Genomic DNA, 20,040 nt, shown 5'->3' with positions numbered 1-20,040 from the left:
CGGAGACGTTTCTTTTAATACCGGGTAAGTTGCTTAAATCCGATCAATCAGTTCCTTTACTTTATGAATCTCGCGGCCGGCAATATGATCTATAATGGCCTGCGCATGCTCACGACCATTTTCAATAAATACTTTTTCAGTATAGATACCTGCCATAACGGTTCCGCACACATATAAGCCGGGTACCGTTGTTTCAAACGTTGTTTTATCGTAGGCCGGAATCTGCGTCACCGGATCCAGTTCCAGACCGCACCGGCGCAGAAAATCCGCATCTGGTGTATAACCGGTCAGAATCAGGACAAAATCGGCGGGCAGGCCCTGCTCTTCGCCGGTCTGCGTATTACGGACATAGACGTATCCTGCTTCAATACGCGTCAGACAGGCGTTAAAAACCGTATGGATTTTCCCTTCTTTTACCCGGTTTTTCACATCCGGAATAAGCCAGTACTTTACAGTTGGCTTAAAATCTTCACCACGGTGTACGACCGTTACATGCACATCATGCCTATATAACTCCAGAGCTGCCTCAACCGCCGAGTTTGCCGCACCGATAATCACAACATTGGTAAAGGAATATTGGAACGGCTCGTCATAATAATGGGAGACATGGGTCATATCTTCGCCGGGAACGCCAAGCCACCGTGGCCGGTCAAAGTAGCCCGTTGCCAGAATCACTTTCCTTGCCTGATAGACATCACCGCCCACAGTATCAACCGAAAACAGATTTTCGCCGGCTTTCACAACCTGCTGTACTTCCTGAAACAGTTTAACGTTCAGTTTAAAGTAAGCTGCCACTTTCCGGTAATATTGTAGTGCTTCGTTCCGGTTGGCTTTAACGCCGGAAACGGGAAACGGAATCCCGCCGATTTCTATGTTTTCAGCCGTTGAAAAGAAGCGCATCATTTTAGGGTACCGGCGGATTGATTCCGTCAGGCTGCCCTTCTCCAGAATCAGGTGTGAAAGTCCGCTTTTGGCTGCTTCAATACCGGCGGCTAATCCGCACGGGCCACCTCCCACAATCAGTACATCATAAACTTGTGTGCCGTTCAGGTCTGCCATATCGTATAAATCAGGAATATTCTTTACCTCCTAACATACAAAAAGCCTTCGTTAGTTTGCACTAAGAAGGCTTTTTGATGATATAAATCAGCTTAGCGCACCCGCTTGATGACCATCGGTACACAAACCGGTGCCGGACACACACAGTTTGTCGGTGTTAGTACAATGGTATAGTCCTGATAACAATTACCGGAGTTAATTACACGGACATAATACGTCAGCGGACTCACCGGATTATTTAGCTGGCTGGCAACAATTCCGTTTGCCGGTATCGGACTAGCCGCCGCATAGCTGGTAACCAGACCGGATGTCTGCGCCGCAATGCTATACCGGTCTCCGGTACTAAAGCCGCTGATCACAATACTGCCATTTGACAAGGCCATCGGGCCGGAACAAGTCGCTGACCGGGCTGTTACAGATACGCCTGCGCCAATGGCCGGCAGTACGTTTACCTGCATGAAGCCGTATGGGCGGCAACTGATATCTGCCGGCTCCGGATAAACTGTGGTATAAATGTATTTCGTGATCGTACTTGTCCCGTTGTTCACAAAAATTCCGTTTGTCGATGTCAGACTAACCGCACCAAAATCATCCGGCGCTGCTAATGCAATGACAGTTCCTGACGCAGCTCCATAAATCACCGCCGGATCGACCTGAGGCGTATCGAACACCACATACCGTATCTGGCTCCCAAAGCTTACGTTAAACGTATTCGCAGTAATGGCCGTTGCTGAATTACCGGAACATATGGTTTGATCACCACTCATAATCAGCACCGGGCACGGATCATCGATAATTGGTAATACCTCAACTTCAATCTGCTCACTGACGACGTTACAGACGCCGATTTTAGCAGAAGCTACTACCGTATAAAAACCGGCCCGCGTCACTTCCGGTGTATGCAGCGTACTGGTAAAGCTGTTAGGACCACGCCACAACACGCTGGCATCTGCCGGATCAGTAACCACTTCGAGTGTAACCGGACAGGCAATACAAGGTAAGGCTCCGCCGTAGGCTTCCAGAATTACCGGCATTTGCGGTACCGGTGTAGCCACGACCTGCATTTCACCGACGGGCAGACAGGTTGACCCTGCCGAAACACTTCCCGCAGAAGTCACGTAAACATACCAGCGCTGATCTGTGCCTGTCGTTGCCGTCAGGGAGCTTGTTGCTAACGAAACCGCACCATTTGTACCAACTGTTGCAGTGCCTAGGTTCAGCCCCACACCAGCACAGACATCCGTCAGACTCAATGGTATCTTAGACGCCAGGAAACGGACAGCCTGCGGCTGATTACCCGTGGCCAGCGTCAGTGTTACCGGCTGACTGGCACAGATCGTTGCAGTAACCGGCACAAATACCAACCCGGCATCAATGGTACGGTTTGGCCGCGGACTGACCGGATCCAACAGATTGAGGGTCACGATCTGACTGTACCCATTTTCGTCCGCATCGCTGTCCAGCTTATCATCCCCCTGGTTAGCTACCGTCAGGGTACAACCCGAAGGGAAACTAGCTGGCACAAACCGGACCTGATAGTTGCCGTCGCCAAGTTTTGCAAACAAATATTTGCCTTTGCTGTCGGTTAGAGTTGTGCTAATTGGTGTAGCATTGCGCTGACCGTTAGTTACCGTATACAATTCAACCCGCACGTTTGGTACACCCGGCTCTCCGGCATCCTGAATACCATTCTTATTGAAATCCTTCCAGACAAAATCGCCAAGGCCCATCAATGGTCCGGCAATACAGAGAGGTGTCGGATCAGGGTAGAATACGGCGGCTTCGGTTGTCGGGTTGATGCTGATATGCACTACTACCCGTGGCCGCAGCCCGTCGTCTTCCTGAATCCATTCTCCGTTCTCGAAGCGCCAGCCCGGCCAGTCGGTCGGATCACCGTTGCTGTCAACAGCTGCTCCCGGATAAAGGAACGTACCACTCAGCGGCTGATCTTTCATAACCAACACCGTATCACCGCCGATATACTTGGTTACCGTGATGGTAGCCCCGTTGGTTGGCGGCACAAAATGCTGGGCAGCGATGGTATACGAAATATAAGGGGTATCCTTGATACAAATACTCGATGCCGTGACACTGATCATCTTTGTATAGACCGATACCACCGCCCGGGCCTGCGCGACCCCACAGCTATTTGTGATAGAGGCAGTAAGGGTGTAACTTCCTTCACGGTCAACATTCGGATTCAGCTGATTGCTGGTAAAATTGTTTGGCCCGGTCCAGAGTACGGTTGCATTCGATGGCGAAACTACCGCACTCAGGCTTCCTACGCAGGTTGAGCAAGACAATGACGTCCCAAAGGCCTCCACAATAACCGGCGGTACCGGCTGCGGATTTACCAGAATACGCATTTCTGCAGCAGGCAAACACGTCGCTCCCACCGATATGCTTTCGGTCGTCGTTGCATAGACATACCATAGCTGGGCTACGCCGCTGGCTGATTGCAGGGCCGTTGTGGTCAACGAAGCGACACCATTTGTACCCACAGTTGCTGTCCCGAGGTTCAGGCCTGTGCCGGCACAAACCTCTGTCAGGCCTAAAGGTGTTTTTGAGGCGATCATCCTGAGAGAGCGGTTAGCTCCCGGCACGCTCAATAACGTAGGGGCATTCTCGCAGACTGTGACCGCGATAGGCACAAACACCAGCCCGGCATCAATGGTACGGTTTGGCCGCGGACTGACCGGATCAGTCAGGCTTAACGTCACAACTTGACTGTAACCATTTGCATCAGCATCGCTGTCCAGCTTATCATCCCCCTGGTTAGCTACCGTCAGGGTACAACCCGAAGGGAAAGTGACTGGCACAAACCGGACCTGGTAATCGCCGTCGCCGAGGCGGTCGAATAAATACTTGCCTTTGCTGTCGGTTAGGGTTGTGCTTGTTGGTGCTGCACTGCGCTGACCGTTAGTTACTGTGTAGAGTTCAACACGTACGTTCGGTACGCCCGGCTCACCGGCATCCTGAATACCATTCTTATTGAAATCCTTCCAGACAAAATCGCCAAGGCCCATCGGCGGCCCGCTCAAACACAACGGACTTGGGTCGGGGTAGAACACAACCGCTTCGGTTGTCGGATTGATGCTGATATGCACCACTACCCGTGGCCGCAGCCCGTCGTCTTCCTGAATCCATTCTCCGTTTTCGAAACGCCAGCCCGGCCAGTCGGTCGGATCACCATTGTTGTCGACAGCTGCTCCCGGGTAAAGGAACGTACCGCTTAATGGCTGATCTTTCATGACCAGTACCGTATCACCACCCACATACTTCGTCACCGTGATGATGGCTCCGTTGGTCGGCGGCACAAAATGCTGAGCTGCAATGGTATACGAAATATATGGCGTGTCCTTGATACAGATACTGGCAGCCGTGACGCTGATTGTTTTTGTGTAGACGGGCACAACGGCTACGTCCTGTACAATCCGGCACCCGTTCGTATTCGTTGCCAACAGTGTATAACTTCCCTCCCGATCAACGTTTGGGTTAAGCTGATTGCTGGTAAAGTTGTTTGGACCAGTCCAGCGTACAGTTGCATTCGATGGTGAAACGACCGCACTTAAGCTACCTACACACGTTGAGCAGGATAATGAAGTTCCATAGGCTTCAACAATACTGACGCTCACCGGTGGCTCCGGAATGCGATTGACCACGACTGTCGAAAAATTCTGGCCAGGGAATGCATTACAGATACCGGTTGATACGGCCACCGTATACGTCCCTTCTGTCGTTACGACCGGATTTGCGCTGGTAGATGTAAATCCGTTCGGACCGGCCCAGTAATAGGTTCCGTTTGTAACAGGCGCACCGTTCGCGTAAGCCAGCGACACCGAAAGCTGTGCCGTTGCTGCCGAACAGGATAGTGTTCCTGCCGTAATTGTGGCAATCGGCTTAGGCTTAATAACAGCTACCATCGATGTATATGGGCGACAATTCGGGTCCGGAATCGGCGGGTGAATGATCGCATAAATATAATACACCTTATCACCGGCGACAGCAGCGGGCAAATTCGGGTTGTTAACGATGACCTGACCATTAACCGGCTTATAGGTTCCCAACAGGGTTCCGCCGGTCCCATACATGGCAGTGCCGGACTGAGGTGTATCAAAGTAAACGATCCGGACAGAATCATCCCGTGCAAAATTTCTTCCGTTGATCACCAGACTGCTTACCGTTGTACCGGCACAGGCAACTACCGTATCATTCCCAACCGACAGGTTCGGACAGGCATAAACTGATAAGTCAAGTTGGTGGTTGCTTTCCCCCACATCTGTTGTTGTAATGTCAATGACAAAGTAATCGTCATACACAACCCCCTTCGAGTTAATCTGGTTAGAACCGCTTACCGGGTCGATCTGATTAGCCGAAGACAGGTAAAAACTCTGACTAGCCAATGCTGCCGCCCGACGTCCTGAAGCAGGTGTAAAAGCCGCCAGTTGCTGTGGATTCAGCCGAACCTGATACCGGTGGTTGGGCAATAGCTTAGGGATTACGTTGCTATTGTTAAAATAATACTCACCCGTTGAACTGGTTGTGGTCTGACCAACCTGCACCCCACCGTTTTCCATATCGTGCAGGGTCAGCATCAGGTTCGGTATCCCCTTTTCGTATGGATCCTGAATACCGTTCCGGTTGTCGTCAAACCAGATAAAGTTACCGATCTCAAATGGTGAAACACCACAGACGACACCTAAGTCGCCCAGACCTGATGCTTTACCAAATGTACCGGGCTCATCAGCATACAGCACATAACCACGATTGGTCCGCCCGTTCCGGTTAAAGACGGCACGGATACCACCCGACTGATACACATCCGTTAGCGGGTCATAGGCCGTTGTCAGTACCTCGCCTTTGCCGGGCACCATCACCAGGCCACCATTGAAGATTTCATCATGTCCGACAAACAAATTACCGTTTGACGAAATCAGCCAATAATCATCGCCATAGAATTCTCCACCGCCGGGGCCTTGACCGCTGTTCGCTCCACTGCCCAGCAACGGCCCCGCCAGACCGTTACGCTCCAACTGATAGGTTCCGTTGTTATTATAGGCACGGAGCATATCACCGCTTGAGAAACCATCGTATAGTTTTCCGTTATCGTTTTGGGTAGGCGCAAAGTTGTGCCGGCCCGACAAAAAGCCAAACCGGTCAAGCATCCCGATAGCCATAGACCCATCGACATCAAAGACAATGTCAGAAAGCATCGGCTGCGGCCACATCACGTGTTTGTTGTTGTTACAACTTTTCGGGAACAAGTCCGACCATGGCAGCCAGTATTTGAAGTTAGCACAGCTGTCTGTGCCATCGGCATAGCCGCGCGTATAGGAAAGCGGGAAGGATAACACCTCCGTTAATGGTGCATTACGCCCCTGAGCCGGATTAAACTTATAAATAACACCGCGCAATGCGCTAGTGTCAGCATAAGGATGTGCAGGATCGCCGCTTTCGGCTGAGCAAACCCCGCCAACGTAAATATTGCCCCGATAATACTGAATTGCCCATGGACGGAACTTGCCATTTACGCAGCCAGAATCAGGAATTTTCCAGGAAATTGTATCCGCCGCTGTAGGGGTAATCGGCGAACCGATAAAATTGCGGGCCGGTACATTAAGTGTAATTCCGTAGACCTTCTTGTCATATAGGTTTACAAAATACAGGACTTTATCATCGTCAGAAATAGTAAGCCCCCCGATGCCGACGCGCCCGACGGCGTTCATGGCAACGGAGTCATAGTTAGCCATCAACTTGTCGCCAAGTAACCCGCTGTGCGGATTAGCGCCCGTGTTAATGCCAAGCGTCTGGACATCCAGATATGGTCTTGTCAGGTAAGTGGTCATATCTGTCTGATAAATACCACCCGTCCCTAAAGGCCCTAAACCAGTATGTCGTTTGATAACGGCAGCCGACAATAGCGTATTTGAGCGACGCTGGTAGGCAACACCCCACAGTGCACCGGTTTCGGCGCCAAATGCAAGGTGAGTTGGCATAATGCCATCTTTACCGGCTACACCGGTTGCCGTATAGGGATATGCCACCAACACATCCCCGGTTGCGGTCTGCTGGCTTTGCGGGATCGGCGTACCATCGTTGTACGTTGTCTTAAGCGGATCACCATTGACATAACAAGGTGTAACCAACATCGGAATACTTTCGCAGTAATCCGCCGGATGGTTAATTGCTACGCTCATACCGGTTGCCGGCGCTACACCGATCTGAACCGTTGTGCGGTTGTCAGCACCATGTGGTGTAGCAAAGAATCCTGTCGGCAGATTGACAAACTCAAGACGGAACACACTGCCAGAAGGCACTTGTGCGGCCGAAAAGGAATACCTCCCATCGGAACCGGTCGTCGTACTAATTGGTTGTGTGGCTCGGTCAAGAAAAAGTCTTACGGTGATGTTGGCCATACCCAGCTCAATCGGCAGGGTATCTGTCCGGACACCGTCGGCATTAAAATCGCGATACACAAAACCACTAACCTGGGCATGTGTCGGTAAAACGACAAACCACCCAAGCCATATCATAATACCGACCAGGCAACTTCTGGAAAGCATTATTGAATAGAGTTTTCTCATATACATTAAGAGGCTGTTTTAAACGTATAAAATCTCTATCACATAGTGGGTAAATGTATAAGCTGTCATATTAATCGTGCTGAATACCGGAAACCAAAGAACTCGCTACGATCAAACATGAAATCACAGGGTCTGTAAGCAAACTTCTTGCCAGGAATTCAGACGCCTTTAGCTATCTTTACTTCCTGTGTCGTATTCAGCACAAACCTAAGTAGTACATTGCTAGAATTAACATACTATCATTCCAACGAAGAAGAATTGACTTTCTTCGCAGAACTGATTCTGCCAATACCAGTTCCGAAGCTGTTTACTTACCGGGTACCTCGTGAACTAGTAGATATGATCAAAATTGGTGCCAGAGTTATTGTCCCTTTCGGTAAAAAGCAGGGAAAAGTCTTTACAGCGGTGGTAGCAGGGCTCCATAACACGCCACCAAGCCAGTATCAGGCCCGTTATATCCTTGAATTACTGGATGAATACCCGCTTGTAACCGGCTATCAGCTTGAATTATTTCGCTGGATATCAGACTATTACATGTGCTATATCGGCGAAGTCATGAACATTGCGCTACCGTCGGGATTAAAGATATCGAGCCAGTCTAAAGTGCAGTATAACCCTGATTTTGATCATAAAGATTTATTAACGAGCTCAGAAGAAGAGTTACTTGAAGAACTAAAAAAGCATCCAGCATTATCTTATGATGAACTGGGAAGGCTAGTTGGTGACATCAACGTACCAACCGTAATCAAGTCACTGGTCGGTAAAAAGGCGGTAATCATTTTCGAGGAAGTACGCGAGAAGTATACCCCGAAAATGATCCGAAAAATCCGGTTACACACTGATTATGAGGAGCAGGCTCAGCTGATGATGCTCATCCACCGGCTCGAAAAGCTGCCGAAACAGCAGGAGGTCGTCATGCGCTACCTGAGCCATATTCCCGTGCTGCGTAACCCTGAGCTCAACCGGAAAGGACTTGACAAGGGCATTCTGAATCAGGATGACGAACTTTCACAGTCGTCGCTGCAAACCCTGATTAAAAACCAGGTTTTTGAAACCTTCGAAGTCATACAGCCTCGGTTCAGCGAGATTCAGGCATCGCAGGCGGAGATAAAACTGACCGATGCCCAGCAAGCTGCCGCCAGTCAGATCATGAGTCAGTTTGAGCAGCAGAATGTCGTGTTGCTGCATGGCATTACGGGCAGCGGCAAAACCGAAGTCTATATTCACCTGATTCAGCAGGCGCTCGACGGTGGTTCCCAGGCCCTCTACCTGTTGCCCGAAATCGCGCTGACCACCCAGATTGTGGTACGCCTGCAAAAAGTATTCGGTGATAAGATGGGGATCTACCACTCTAAATTTTCCGATAACGAGCGGGTTGAGGTCTGGAAAGGCGTCTTGTCAGGCAAATACCAGTTTGTGGTCGGTGTCCGGTCGGCCGTTTTTCTGCCGTTCGATAACCTGGGCCTGATCATCGTCGACGAAGAACACGAGACATCCTATAAACAGCATGACCCTGCTCCGCGCTACCACGCCCGCGACGTTTCGATCATGATTGCACACTGGCAGCAGGCCAAAGTACTGCTCGGTTCAGCAACACCGTCGATCGAAACCTACTATCTCGCGCAGCAGGGCCGGTACGGGCTCGTCGAACTGTTTAAACGGTACGGTGAAGCTACCCTGCCCGAAATCGTGCTGGTTGACACCAAACAGGAGAAAAAGCAGAAAACGATGAAAAACGAATTTTCATCGGCCCTGCTCCTGGCGCTGGAACAAAACATGGAGCGTAAGGAACAGAGTATCCTGTTTCAGAACCGGCGCGGGTATTCTCCCTATCTGCAATGCGAAGACTGCGACTGGACCTCGGAATGTCCCAACTGCGCCGTCAGCCTGACGTATCACCAGCGGGCAGCCGAACTCCGGTGCCATTACTGCGGCCACAAGGAAGAAGTACCGCGTCTCTGCCCGACCTGTGGCAGCACCAAAGTGCGTACTATGGGCTATGGTACTGAAAAGCTCGAAGACCAGCTACAGATTATTTTCCCGAATGCAAAAACACTGCGCATGGACCTGGACACAACCCGTGCGAAAAACGCATACCAGCAGATTATCCAGGAATTTGAACAGGGAGAAATTGATATGCTTGTCGGAACCCAGATGATCACCAAGGGCCTCGATTTTGATAAGGTCTCGCTCGTGGGGATTTTCGATGCCGACCGGCTGATTCATTTCCCGGAATTCAGAGCTACCGAGCGGGCCTTTCAGATGATTACACAGGTGAGCGGGCGGGCAGGCCGCCGTGGTGGGCGCCAGGGCAAGGTACTTATCCAGACCAGTAATCCGCAACAAGGCATTTTGCAGAAAGTAATTACCGGCGACTATAAAGGATTATATACCGAAGAGCTTCTCGAACGCGAACAATACAGCTACCCGCCGTTTACGCGGCTGATCAAGCTGACGGTCCGGCACTTTGAGCAGGCAATCTGCCGGCAGGCCGCCGAACGGCTGGCGGCAGAACTCACCGACCGGCTCGGGAGCACCCGCGTACTGGGCCCGGAAGAACCGCTGGTCGAGCGCATCCGCAACCAGTTCCTGTACGATATTATGATTAAGATTGAACGCGGTCCGGTAAATATGAAAGCCGTCAAGGCCTTTATTCAGGAGCGCATCAACGATATCCTGACGGATAAAGGGCTCAGACAGGTGTCCATCGTTGCCGATGTGGATTGCATGTAAACGAGAAAAGCGAGGCGAGCCTCGCTTTTACGGTTAGTTCAACCCCATTGAGTTATTCAGAATCAACTCGTCGTGTACATAGCTTCTGGTATGCCACGAGTAGGGCAAATGCGCAAAGGCTTCCTCAGCCTGACGGGCAACCGGCTCAGGTTGCTCCAGGAGCGGCAGTTGTGTCCGCCAGCGCGCTAAATAGTATTCGTATCGTTGCTGATAATGCGCCAGCAGCCGATGATGTTTGTGTACCAATCCGGCGGGTAATACAGCCGGCACCTGCTGATCACGGATAATGGTTTCGAATGTGTTTATATTCTCAACCAGCGCCTGGTAATCAGACCGCAGCTGCCCCTCAGAACGGTCTTTAATTTCTTCAAGGTAAAAGTCGTATGCCGTCTGGTTCACGGCCAGGCCTTTGGCTACCCACTCTCCTTCGAGTGCTTCTCCTTCATAGCGGAAAAACTCACCGGTAAACAGGCTCTCAAGCTGTCCCGGCGTTGATTCGGAGTAAAAGAGATAGTTGTGCGCAGGCTCAACCCGTAACTGGTACGTGGACAGCCCCTGAATGCTGATCCATTCCTGAAGCCGCAGCGGGCGTTCAGCATCAATAAAATAATCATAGACCAGCTCGCCTGCGAGCGGATCCTCAACCAGCGTTGCCACATGATATCCCCACGAAATCATCCCGTCGGTGGTGATACCGTTGGGGTCGGGTAAACAAATGGCTTCATAAGCCCCTGTTTTATACCGGCATGGCGAGAAAAGCCAGACTTTCCGGTTCGGTATCCCTTGCTTGCTGAGTACCAGGGATGCCACATGGGCTACGTTATGGCAATTGCCCTGCGGATACAGGTAAGTACCATGTAGGTGCTTTCTTACCTCTCTGAAAAGAGCGGTCATTTCGTCCGGGAAAGCATAAGCGGATGTGCTACATAAGCCTAAGTCGTTTGATGGCGTAAACAAGGGAGAAAAAGGCAGTTAAATTGCTTCTCAAAGTTCCAAAAAATCTCTCTTTAAGAACAGTTTTTTTACATAAATAATTTTTCAGAAACCTGTTTTCACGCGAACCGACCTTCTGTACCATAAATCTTTGCCGGAAAAATGCTTTCCACTAATTTTCAGACCGGTACAAAACGCTTTTCCGGCTTCTCCACACCGGCTCCGGCAGGGAATTAATTACGCTTACGGGACTTTAGAGCGATACGCACGCAGTGGCTGCCGGCGGGTACTTGCGCAAATTCTTTTTTGCCCCGTGCAACGTCGGCGCGGAAAACATCATCTTTACCCCAAACGCTCATTTTTTGCCTATAGAGAACAGATTTACGAAACAACAAATACAAACGAACAAATTGATTGACCACTGTATCAACCCGACTGCTATGGCCAGCCCGTTGACCAATTATTCCGTAGAAATGGAAGAGAGTGGACTATCCGGATGGGTGAACTATCGTGAACCCTTCATTTCGCTACGCTTTGCGTACGAGCATTTCTTTAAAAGTGTTGTCATCTTTGTCCCCGGCAATGATCAGTGGGCGTTTTATTGCCGGGGCGCCAAGTCGAGACAGGCGAGTGACCGGCGCACCGAAATTATGGCCCGCATTGCCGATGAAGTCCGCCGGCAACATGCTCCGGAAGCGGCGGTCAGGATCAGTGATTTTGGCATTGAGCTTACGTATTAACGTCACCTTTTTCGTTTTTTTTCTAAACTTTCTTGCCGGTATGGCGTTTTATCTATAGTACTCAACAACAATAGACAAAATGGACAAAGCAAAGAAATTCGAATTAATGAACAAAATTGTTCGTGAGTTAGAGGATTTGCAGAACAGCCAAACGGCCCTGATCGCAAAAATTACTAAGATTGAGGCCGACAACATGAACCTGAATGATTCGTATCTGGAGAAAACTCTGGGAGATATGCATTCAAAAATTGCTGAGAATCTGGATACTATCGCCGGAATCTTTGATCACTTCGAAGGCCAGCGCGATGAGTTTGCCAAAGCCAATAACCTGAGCGTTGACGAACCGGAACCAGAAACAGAAGAAACGATTTAACGTTTGAGTGATAAGTAAGCAAGCCCGCTGCGGAATCTGTTCTGTAGCGGGCTTGCTGTTTTACAGCCTGACGCAGAACGGATTCCGCAGCAGAAAAGAACCTCAAAAAGCGCTTAAAGTTTAGTAAAATCAGGCATTCGCAAAAAAATTACATACAAATCCCGGGAAGCCCGTTATTTTTGCCCCTGTTTTTGGTACGTCTTGCCAATTTTCTCTTGCCTCCATGAATAAAAAAACCAAGATTGTTGCCACCGTAGGCCCGGCTTCCGAAGGGAAAGATCAACTGCTGGCACTGCACAAGGCCGGCGTGAACGTTTACCGGCTTAATTTTTCACACGGTACTCACGAAGAGCACCTTTCACGCATTCAGCGAATCCGTGAACTGAACGATGAGCACGGATTGAACCTCTGCATCCTGCAGGATTTACAAGGTCCTAAGATCCGGATTGGTAAGGTTGAAAAAGATGAGGGCGTCACATTGCTGCCCGGCAATAAGCTAGTCTTTACCAATGAAGAAGTAATCGGAACAGCCGATCGTGTAAGTACACCGTACAAGGGTATGTACCAGGACGTTAAGCATGGCGAACGCATTCTGCTTGACGACGGTAAACTGGAAGTTAAAGTAATTGGTGTTGATGGAACCGATGTGATCACGGAAGTGGTCTATGGCGGCCCGCTGAAATCGAAAAAAGGGGTTAACCTGCCTAACACGCGGGTCTCGATGCCATCTGTAACTGAAAAGGATTACGCTGACCTTGATTTCGGCCTGGAGAACAACGTGGAGTGGATCGCTCTTTCGTTTGTTCGTGAAGCGTCGGAAATCATTGAAATCAAAGAATATATCAAGGCGAAGGGTAAAAAGAGCCGCGTTGTCGCGAAAATCGAGAAGCCTGAAGCCATCGACAACATCGACGAAATCATTGCCGCTACAGACGGAATCATGGTTGCCCGTGGTGACCTCGGCGTTGAAATGCCGGCCGAAGTAGTACCAATGATCCAGAAAATGATCGTTGAAAAGTGTAACCGTGCGGCTAAACCGGTTATCGTAGCCACGCAGATGCTCGAAAGCATGATCGACGCCCCGCGCCCGACGCGTGCTGAGATCAACGATATCGCAAACTCCGTACTGGATGGCGCCGACGCGGTTATGCTCAGCGCCGAAACGGCTTCCGGCAAATACCCGATTCTGGCCGTTGAAAATATGTCACGGACGATTGCCGAGGTGGAAGACAAGGCTGCGCAGCTGTATTTCCGCTACCACGCACACGTCAACGAAGAGCCGTCAGCGACAGTCCTGAACGACAATGTTGTTATGAGCGCCTGCCGTCTGGCCCGTGATACAAAAGCAAAAGCCATCATCGGTATTACAACATCGGGCTACACAGCCATTCGTTTATCGCATCACCGCCCGAAAGCCGGTCTGTATGTGTGTACAACAAACCGCCAGCTGATGAACACCCTCGGTCTGTACTGGGGCGTTCAGGTATTGCCGTTCCAGCCAAAAGAAGAAAGCACTGTTGATCAGACCGTTGATCAGATCAAGGCGCTTCTGGTAGAGCAGGGCGTACTGGCTTCCGGCGATATTTTTGTGAATACACTGAGCATGCCGCTGTCGCAGCACCGCAAAACCAACACGGTGAAGCTGAGTGTAGTTGACTAACACAACCTGAACCGCATAGAAAAAGCCGCGAAGCCAAATGGCCAATCGCGGCTTTTTATTTTCACTGAAAAATGGAAATCGTTATGCGTTTTCGCCGGCTTCGGTTTCTTCGCCCTCAGTTGCTTCACCTTCAGCAGCTTTCTCTTCGAACAGCTCAGGGGCATACTGGCGCAGAATTGAATACCAGGAAACCAGCTTTTTAATATCTGATACGCGGACACGCTCGCGGTCGTAGTCTGGAACGGCAGCCGACATAAAGTCAGCCAGCTCGGCATTTGACCCTTTGGCGTCTGTCGGTAATTCGTCGCCGAATTTCTCTGCAACAGCCATCAATACCTCAGCCAGTGGCACTGACTGGTCGGCCGTGTCAACATAAATGGAAATATCATGCAGTACCGACACCCGTGCGGTCGGTCCCATCATAGTTTTTTCTTTCTTAGCATCCAGCGATTCAACAATCACACCGGCCCGGCTGGGCTTCAAAATCCGATACAAGCCGCTGTAACCGGCGATGTTGGCAATCTGTCGTAGACCTTCCATGTGTTATGACTCTAATCCTATAACGTCTATATATCAGACGTATTGTTTTATAGTTGGCTAAATAAAGGCGCAAAGATACGCTACTTTGCGCTTGGTTGCGCTAACGCACCTTGATTACAATGATTTAAACTCCTCGTTCAGGGGGTTAATGAACGACAGAATTTCTTTCCTGCCCAGGTTTGCGGTTGCCGATGTGACGAAAATTTCGGGAATATCATCCCAGCCCATTTCCTGCATTTTCTCCTTATACCGGTCTTTCGCATTCTGCAAGGCGCCCGATTTCAGCTTCTCGGTTTTGGTAAAGACAATCACAAACGGAATGCCCCGGTCACCGAGGTTATACATAAAATCAAGGTCAAGTTTCTGGGGCTCGATCCGTGAATCTACCAGTACAAACGTGCAAAGCAGGTTCGGCCGGCCGGTCAGGTACGAGTCGATCATGACGGCGAATTTCTCACGGTCGGTTTTACTGACCTGCGCATAGCCATAGCCCGGTAAATCGACCAGATACCATGTCTTGTCAATCAGGAAGTGGTTAATCACCTGGGTCTTGCCCGGCTTACCGGAAATTTTTGCCAGCGAATGCCGTCCCGTCAGCATGTTGATCAGCGATGACTTCCCGACGTTTGACCGGCCGATAAACGCGTACTCAGGTTTATCCGGCTTCGGGCATTTCGTAATATCTGTGTTGCTGATGATAAATTCAGCGTTTTTTATTTCCATATGCTTGACAGGCAACTACATAAATGAGACGTCGTGAGCGACGTCTGTATGCCTTTCCGGTACAAAGGTCGCAAAGATTACGGACAAACAAGAAAAGAGGTTGCGGCACGGCGCCACAACCTGCCTGAGTTCCGGATGGAATTACCGGTCGAACAGCACGCGCTGCCCCGCCCGCGTGGCCAGAAACTGACCGTTTTCGTAAACCAGTTCGCCCGATACGATGGTGTGTGTAACGGCGGCTTTCAGCGTCTGCCCTTCGAGCGGCGACCAGCCACACTGGAACAGCACATTGTCTTTGGTTACGGTTGTGGTCTGATCGGGGTCAACCAGCACCAGATCGGCCCAATAGCCTTCGCGCACGTACCCGCGCCGGTCAATCTGAAAGCAGTCGGCAGGGGCATGACTCATCTTACGGACAACGGTCTCGATCGGCAGCTTACCCTGCTGCACGAAGTCGAGCATCATCAGCAAGGAATGCTGCACCAGCGGCAGGCCTGAAGGCGCCTGCCAGTAAGGTTGTTGTTTTTCGGCCCAAGTGTGGGGGGCATGGTCAGTAGCGATGATGTCGAGCCGGTCGTCCAGCAACGCCTTCAGCAGCTCTTCCTTGTGGTGCGCCGCCTTAATCGCCGGATTACATTTTATCTGGTTTCCTAACCGCTCATAGTCGCCGGCATCGAACCACAAATGGTGCACGCATACTTCGGATGTGATCCGCTTCTGGCTTAACGGCAGCGTATTCTCAAACAGACTCAGCTCGTCGGCCGTTGAAATATGCAGGATATGCAGCCGGGTATTGTATTTTTTTGCCAGCGCAATGGCCATCGACGATGACTTGTAACACGCTTCTTCATTCCGGATAACCGGGTGAATGCGGGCCGGAGCCTCTTCGCCGTATTCGTCGCGGTAGCGGGCTGCATTAGCCCGGATAGTGGCTTCGTCTTCGCAGTGGGTTGCAATCAGCATGGGGCTCTGTGAAAACAAACCGCTCAGCGTACCTTCGTTATCGACCAGCATATTGCCGGTTGATGATCCCATAAATACCTTAATCCCGCACACGGTACGCGGGTCAGTCCGCAAAACCTCGTCCAGATTGTCGTTCGAAGCTCCCATAAAAAAGGAGTAGTTGGTAAACGCCGTCCGAGCCGCAATCTGGTATTTGTCTTCAAGCAGCTGTTGGGTCAGTGCATTGGGCACGGTATTCGGCATTTCCATGAAGGTGGTAGTTCCACCCGCAACGGCAGCCCGTGATTCTGACCTGATCGTCGCTTTATGGGTAAGCCCCGGCTCCCGGAAATGCACCTGATCATCGATGACACCCGGCAACAGATACTTACCGTTGGCATCAATAACACGGTCGGCCTGACGGCCGGAAAGATCCGGAGCGATCTGCGCGATCAGTCCGTTTTCAATAAGTACGTCTGTTTCTGTGATCCTGCCTTCGTTAACGAGGCAGGTATTAAGCAATAGAATAGTCATAGCAGCACGAAAGAAGGCGTTTCGGCCGCAAAGATAGGAGGCTTCCCGCGAAGTCGCTCGCTTAGCCATTAATTCGGTGTCACTTAGCCGGCCGACAATCCGGCTCAGGTAGCCAGAACATCAATAATCCGGCGCGGATCATTCAGCTCGGCCAACCGGATCAGCTTCAGGGTAGCGTCCTGCAAAAACGACGGGTTTTCCACCTTACGCCCCAGCGTTGCAATCCGGTTGTCAAGACTTACGATATAGGGCTTCTGCTGTGCTTCGGTCATAAATGCCAGATCCGTGGCAACGCGCCAGGCTTCTGCACGGGCAACCCCAATGCTGAAATTAATCAGATCATCGTCGGCATTACCCGTGATGCGGTCGAGCAGCCGCATCGGAAACCAGATTTGGGTCAGTTCATCCTGAACGGTCCGCGTCAGTGAAGCAATGACTCCGTTAATCATGTTAAAGTCTTTTTCCAGATCATGAATCGCTTCGCCGGGACTGGTAAGGGCGGCCGCAATGCCCAGGTCAAGGTTTATGTGCGCGTTGATACCTAATAACAGGTGTTGGATTACTGTAATTTCATTCCGCCGGCAAGCCTCAAACGCTACCTGCCACGCCTGCGTCGTGGGTTTCTTCTGCCGGAACTGATCGTACGCCGTCAGATAGCGGTCAGCAAACAGCACATCCAGCCTGGTCATCCGGTCAGCATTCTGAAACTTGCTGGTCCGGATTCCTTCCAGCACGGCTGCCGTCATGCGCCGGTACAGGCAGGCAAAATAGCCCATCGGCGAACGCTCCTGTCTGGTTTGCAGGATGATCCGGTCGAGTGATTTAAGGACATCATCAATAGTAGCAGGGAGTGTCATAGCAGGATTGTGGTGATTAGCACCGGACAAAAGCAGTTAGATAGTATCGTCTAAAAAAGAACTATGTTGCAGCAAAATACTGAAAACCAGTCAATATGACTTCCAAAAAGCAGTTACTCTATTTTTTTTGAATCAGATTGAACATTTTTTTTAATTTAAATGTATCTACATTAAATGTATTTACATTATATTTACAGAAACAATTCGAAACACTTAACACGTTAAGACATATGGAAACGCTCATCACAGGACTTCACCATGTCACAACCATCGCTGGCGACGCGCAGCGGAACGTTGACTTTTACACCGAGATTCTTGGCCTTCGGTTAGTAAAGAAGACCATTAATTTTGATGCACCGGATGTCTATCACCTATATTACGGCGACGAAACCGGTTCACCGGGTACGATCATGACCTTTTTCCCGTATGGTCGTTTACCACGCGGACGAAAAGGTACAGGTCAGTTAACCTATACCGCGTTTACGATCCCGACGGCGTCACTGAGTTTCTGGGTTAACCGGCTTACTGAATTCCATATTCCGATTGCCGGACCATACCGCCGGTTCAACGAAACATATATCCGCTTCGAAGATTTCGACGGCATGGGCGTTGAACTTGTGACTGATGATAATGATTTACGCAAAGGCTGGGCAACACCGGCGATTACGGCCGGAAACGCAATACGCGGTTTTCATACCGTCACGCTGAATGAAGCCAAAGTCGATAAAACCATCGAACTGTTGACGGGTGCCATGAACCATATTCTGGTGGCTGAAGAAAGCGGCCGTTTCCGGTTCAAGGCTACCGCTAATGGTGGAGCCGGTACCTACGTTGATGTACAGCATTCGCCAAACGAACTGCGGGGTGCTCAGGGTGCCGGTACGGTTCACCACGTGGCGTTCGCTACCGAAACTGATGAGTCACAGATCGCGATTCAGGAGAAGTTAACCGAGGCCGGTTTTCAGCCGACACAGGTTCTTGACCGGAACTACTTCCATAGCATTTACTTCCGCGAACCAGGTGGTATTCTGTTCGAAGTAGCGACAAACCCTCCAGGCTTCTCGGTCGACGAACCGGTCGATTCGCTGGGAACCACGCTGAAATTACCGGAATGGTATGAACCACGCCGGGCCAAAATTGAAGCGGCGCTCCCTCCTATTCAAGTCAAATAATTTAACCGGACGGGTTGCCTGACAACAGGTAACCCGTCCTTAATGCTATGATTCACAACCCTGACAATATTCTGACAGCAGGCAAACCGCTGGAAGAAGCCACCAAAGTAATGGTGATGGTGCACGGCCGGGGCGGCTCGGCCAGAGACATCCTTTCGCTGTCGAACTACATCGACGACAAGGAGTTTGCCTTTGTTGCGCCGGAAGCCAGCCAGCACACCTGGTATCCGTACTCTTTTTTGCAGCCGCTGCAACAAAATGAGCCGTACCTTTCATCGGCGCTCACCGTACTGGAAATGCTGCGGGCCCGTTTGCAGTCGGACTTTAACCTGAAGCCGTCGCAGATTTACTGGCTGGGCTTTTCACAGGGAGCCTGTCTGACGCTGGAATTTCTGGCCCGCAACCCGATGCGCTATGGCGGTATTTTCGGCCTGAGCGGCGGCCTGATCGGGCCTGACGGAACATCCCGTGACTACACAGGCAGTTTTGATCAGACTCCCGTATTCCTGGGCTGTAGCGATACTGATGCGCATATTCCGAAAGGACGCGTACTGGAAACCGAAAAAGTTTATCAGCGGATGGGTGCTGACGTAACGGCGAAGTTGTACCCGAATTTCCCGCACACGATCAACGACGATGAACTGAAAATCGTCAATGCGCTGATAAATGGTCAATAACTGACCGGTATTGGGGTAATGGCCGGGCAAATCGAACGTTATGTAAAAACTACCGGTTATATAGCAGGGACATTTACCTCAATCACTATGAGCCAATACATGATTGAATTTGAACTTCCGGCCAGCATGGGTGCGGAGTTCATCCAGCGAATACCCGCACAGCGACTGAAAATTAATGAACTGATGGAAAGCGGTAAGATTCTGTCGTATTCTCTTTCGGCCGACCGTCAGAAGCTATGGTGTATCCTGAAGGCAGAATCTGAGGTGGAGGCGATGGAAACCATTGCCGAATTTCCGCTGATTGAATACATGGATCCAACCGTGACCGAACTTATGTTCCATAACATGGTGGCAGCGCGGATTCCTCTCTTTTCGTTGAATTAGAGTTTTAATAAGGCCACGAAGGCACTAAGGCGATAAGAAGCACAACGTTTGTGTTTTTTATTGGCTCAGTGCCTTTTTGCTTGTCGCGCAGACAAGGGTTTTCTTCGTGTATCTTCTTACCTTCGTATC

At 50.5% G+C, this 20,040-nt stretch carries 14 protein-coding genes; 7 read left to right on the top strand and 7 right to left on the bottom strand.

What is annotated here, in order from left to right; genetic code table 11:
- Positions 1-33 precede the first annotated feature (33 nt).
- Positions 34-1,059: a YpdA family putative bacillithiol disulfide reductase gene (locus AC23NW_RS07325; RefSeq protein ID WP_487448638.1), complete on the bottom strand. Its 1,026-nt coding sequence runs from the start codon at positions 1,057-1,059 to the stop codon at positions 34-36.
- 92 nt (positions 1,060-1,151) lie between these two features.
- Positions 1,152-7,622 carry an SdrD B-like domain-containing protein gene (locus AC23NW_RS07320; RefSeq protein WP_487448637.1) on the bottom strand — a complete coding sequence of 2,157 codons (6,471 nt, stop codon included), beginning with the start codon at positions 7,620-7,622 and terminating at the stop codon, positions 1,152-1,154.
- Between the two features lie 240 nt (positions 7,623-7,862).
- On the opposite strand from AC23NW_RS07320, the gene priA reads away from it, so the two are divergent.
- Positions 7,863-10,376 carry a replication restart helicase PriA gene (gene priA / locus AC23NW_RS07315; RefSeq protein WP_487448636.1) on the top strand — a complete coding sequence of 838 codons (2,514 nt, stop codon included), beginning with the start codon at positions 7,863-7,865 and terminating at the stop codon, positions 10,374-10,376.
- Positions 10,377-10,409: 33 nt separating this feature from the next.
- Here the strand turns inward: priA and AC23NW_RS07310 are convergent, their stop codons facing one another.
- Positions 10,410-11,333 (bottom strand): protein-glutamine glutaminase family protein, encoded by a 924-nt coding sequence (locus AC23NW_RS07310; RefSeq protein WP_487448635.1) that lies wholly within the window; start codon positions 11,331-11,333, stop codon positions 10,410-10,412.
- 416 nt (positions 11,334-11,749) lie between these two features.
- Between AC23NW_RS07310 and AC23NW_RS07305 the strand changes: the two genes are divergently transcribed.
- The 3 genes from AC23NW_RS07305 (at position 11,750) to pyk (ending at position 14,082) form a co-directional block, all read left to right on the top strand.
- A complete protein-coding gene (locus AC23NW_RS07305; protein ID WP_487448634.1) occupies positions 11,750-12,049 on the top strand; it encodes a hypothetical protein in 300 nt (99 codons plus the stop codon).
- A gap of 79 nt (positions 12,050-12,128) precedes the next feature.
- Complete coding sequence (locus AC23NW_RS07300) at positions 12,129-12,422, top strand: hypothetical protein (protein ID WP_487448633.1); 294 nt, start codon at positions 12,129-12,131, stop codon at positions 12,420-12,422.
- 223 nt (positions 12,423-12,645) lie between these two features.
- Positions 12,646-14,082, top strand: coding sequence for a pyruvate kinase (gene pyk / locus AC23NW_RS07295; protein ID WP_487448631.1), 1,437 nt, complete (start codon positions 12,646-12,648; stop codon positions 14,080-14,082).
- Positions 14,083-14,163: 81 nt separating this feature from the next.
- On the opposite strand, the gene AC23NW_RS07290 is transcribed toward pyk, so the two are convergent.
- The 4 genes from AC23NW_RS07290 to AC23NW_RS07275 form a co-directional block, all read right to left on the bottom strand.
- Complete coding sequence (locus AC23NW_RS07290) at positions 14,164-14,622, bottom strand: DUF5606 family protein (RefSeq protein ID WP_487448630.1); 459 nt, start codon at positions 14,620-14,622, stop codon at positions 14,164-14,166.
- 114 nt (positions 14,623-14,736) lie between these two features.
- Entirely contained in the window at positions 14,737-15,345 is a 609-nt protein-coding gene (gene yihA / locus AC23NW_RS07285) for a ribosome biogenesis GTP-binding protein YihA/YsxC (RefSeq protein ID WP_487448628.1), read from the bottom strand.
- Positions 15,346-15,486: 141 nt separating this feature from the next.
- Positions 15,487-16,821: a dihydroorotase gene (locus tag AC23NW_RS07280; RefSeq protein WP_487448626.1), complete on the bottom strand. Its 1,335-nt coding sequence runs from the start codon at positions 16,819-16,821 to the stop codon at positions 15,487-15,489.
- Positions 16,822-16,925: 104 nt separating this feature from the next.
- The gene (locus AC23NW_RS07275; protein WP_487448625.1) at positions 16,926-17,678 is read right to left on the bottom strand and encodes a DUF5995 family protein; all 753 of its coding nucleotides are present in this window, start codon (positions 17,676-17,678) and stop codon (positions 16,926-16,928) included.
- Positions 17,679-17,908: 230 nt separating this feature from the next.
- Between AC23NW_RS07275 and AC23NW_RS07270 the strand changes: the two genes are divergently transcribed.
- The 3 genes from AC23NW_RS07270 to AC23NW_RS07260 all read left to right on the top strand — a co-directional run bounded on the left by AC23NW_RS07270 (position 17,909) and on the right by AC23NW_RS07260 (position 19,911).
- On the top strand, positions 17,909-18,850 hold the full coding sequence (locus AC23NW_RS07270) for a ring-cleaving dioxygenase (protein ID WP_487448623.1): 942 nt from the start codon (positions 17,909-17,911) through the stop codon (positions 18,848-18,850).
- Positions 18,851-18,897: 47 nt separating this feature from the next.
- Entirely contained in the window at positions 18,898-19,527 is a 630-nt protein-coding gene (locus tag AC23NW_RS07265; protein WP_487448622.1) for an alpha/beta hydrolase, read from the top strand.
- A gap of 87 nt (positions 19,528-19,614) precedes the next feature.
- Positions 19,615-19,911 (top strand): muconolactone Delta-isomerase family protein, encoded by a 297-nt coding sequence (locus AC23NW_RS07260; protein WP_487448620.1) that lies wholly within the window; start codon positions 19,615-19,617, stop codon positions 19,909-19,911.
- The last annotated feature ends 129 nt before the right edge of the window (positions 19,912-20,040 follow it).

The sequence above is a fragment of the Arsenicibacter sp. R0_47 genome, assembly GCF_057652235.1.
This window is presented reverse-complemented; position numbering and strand designations above follow the sequence as displayed.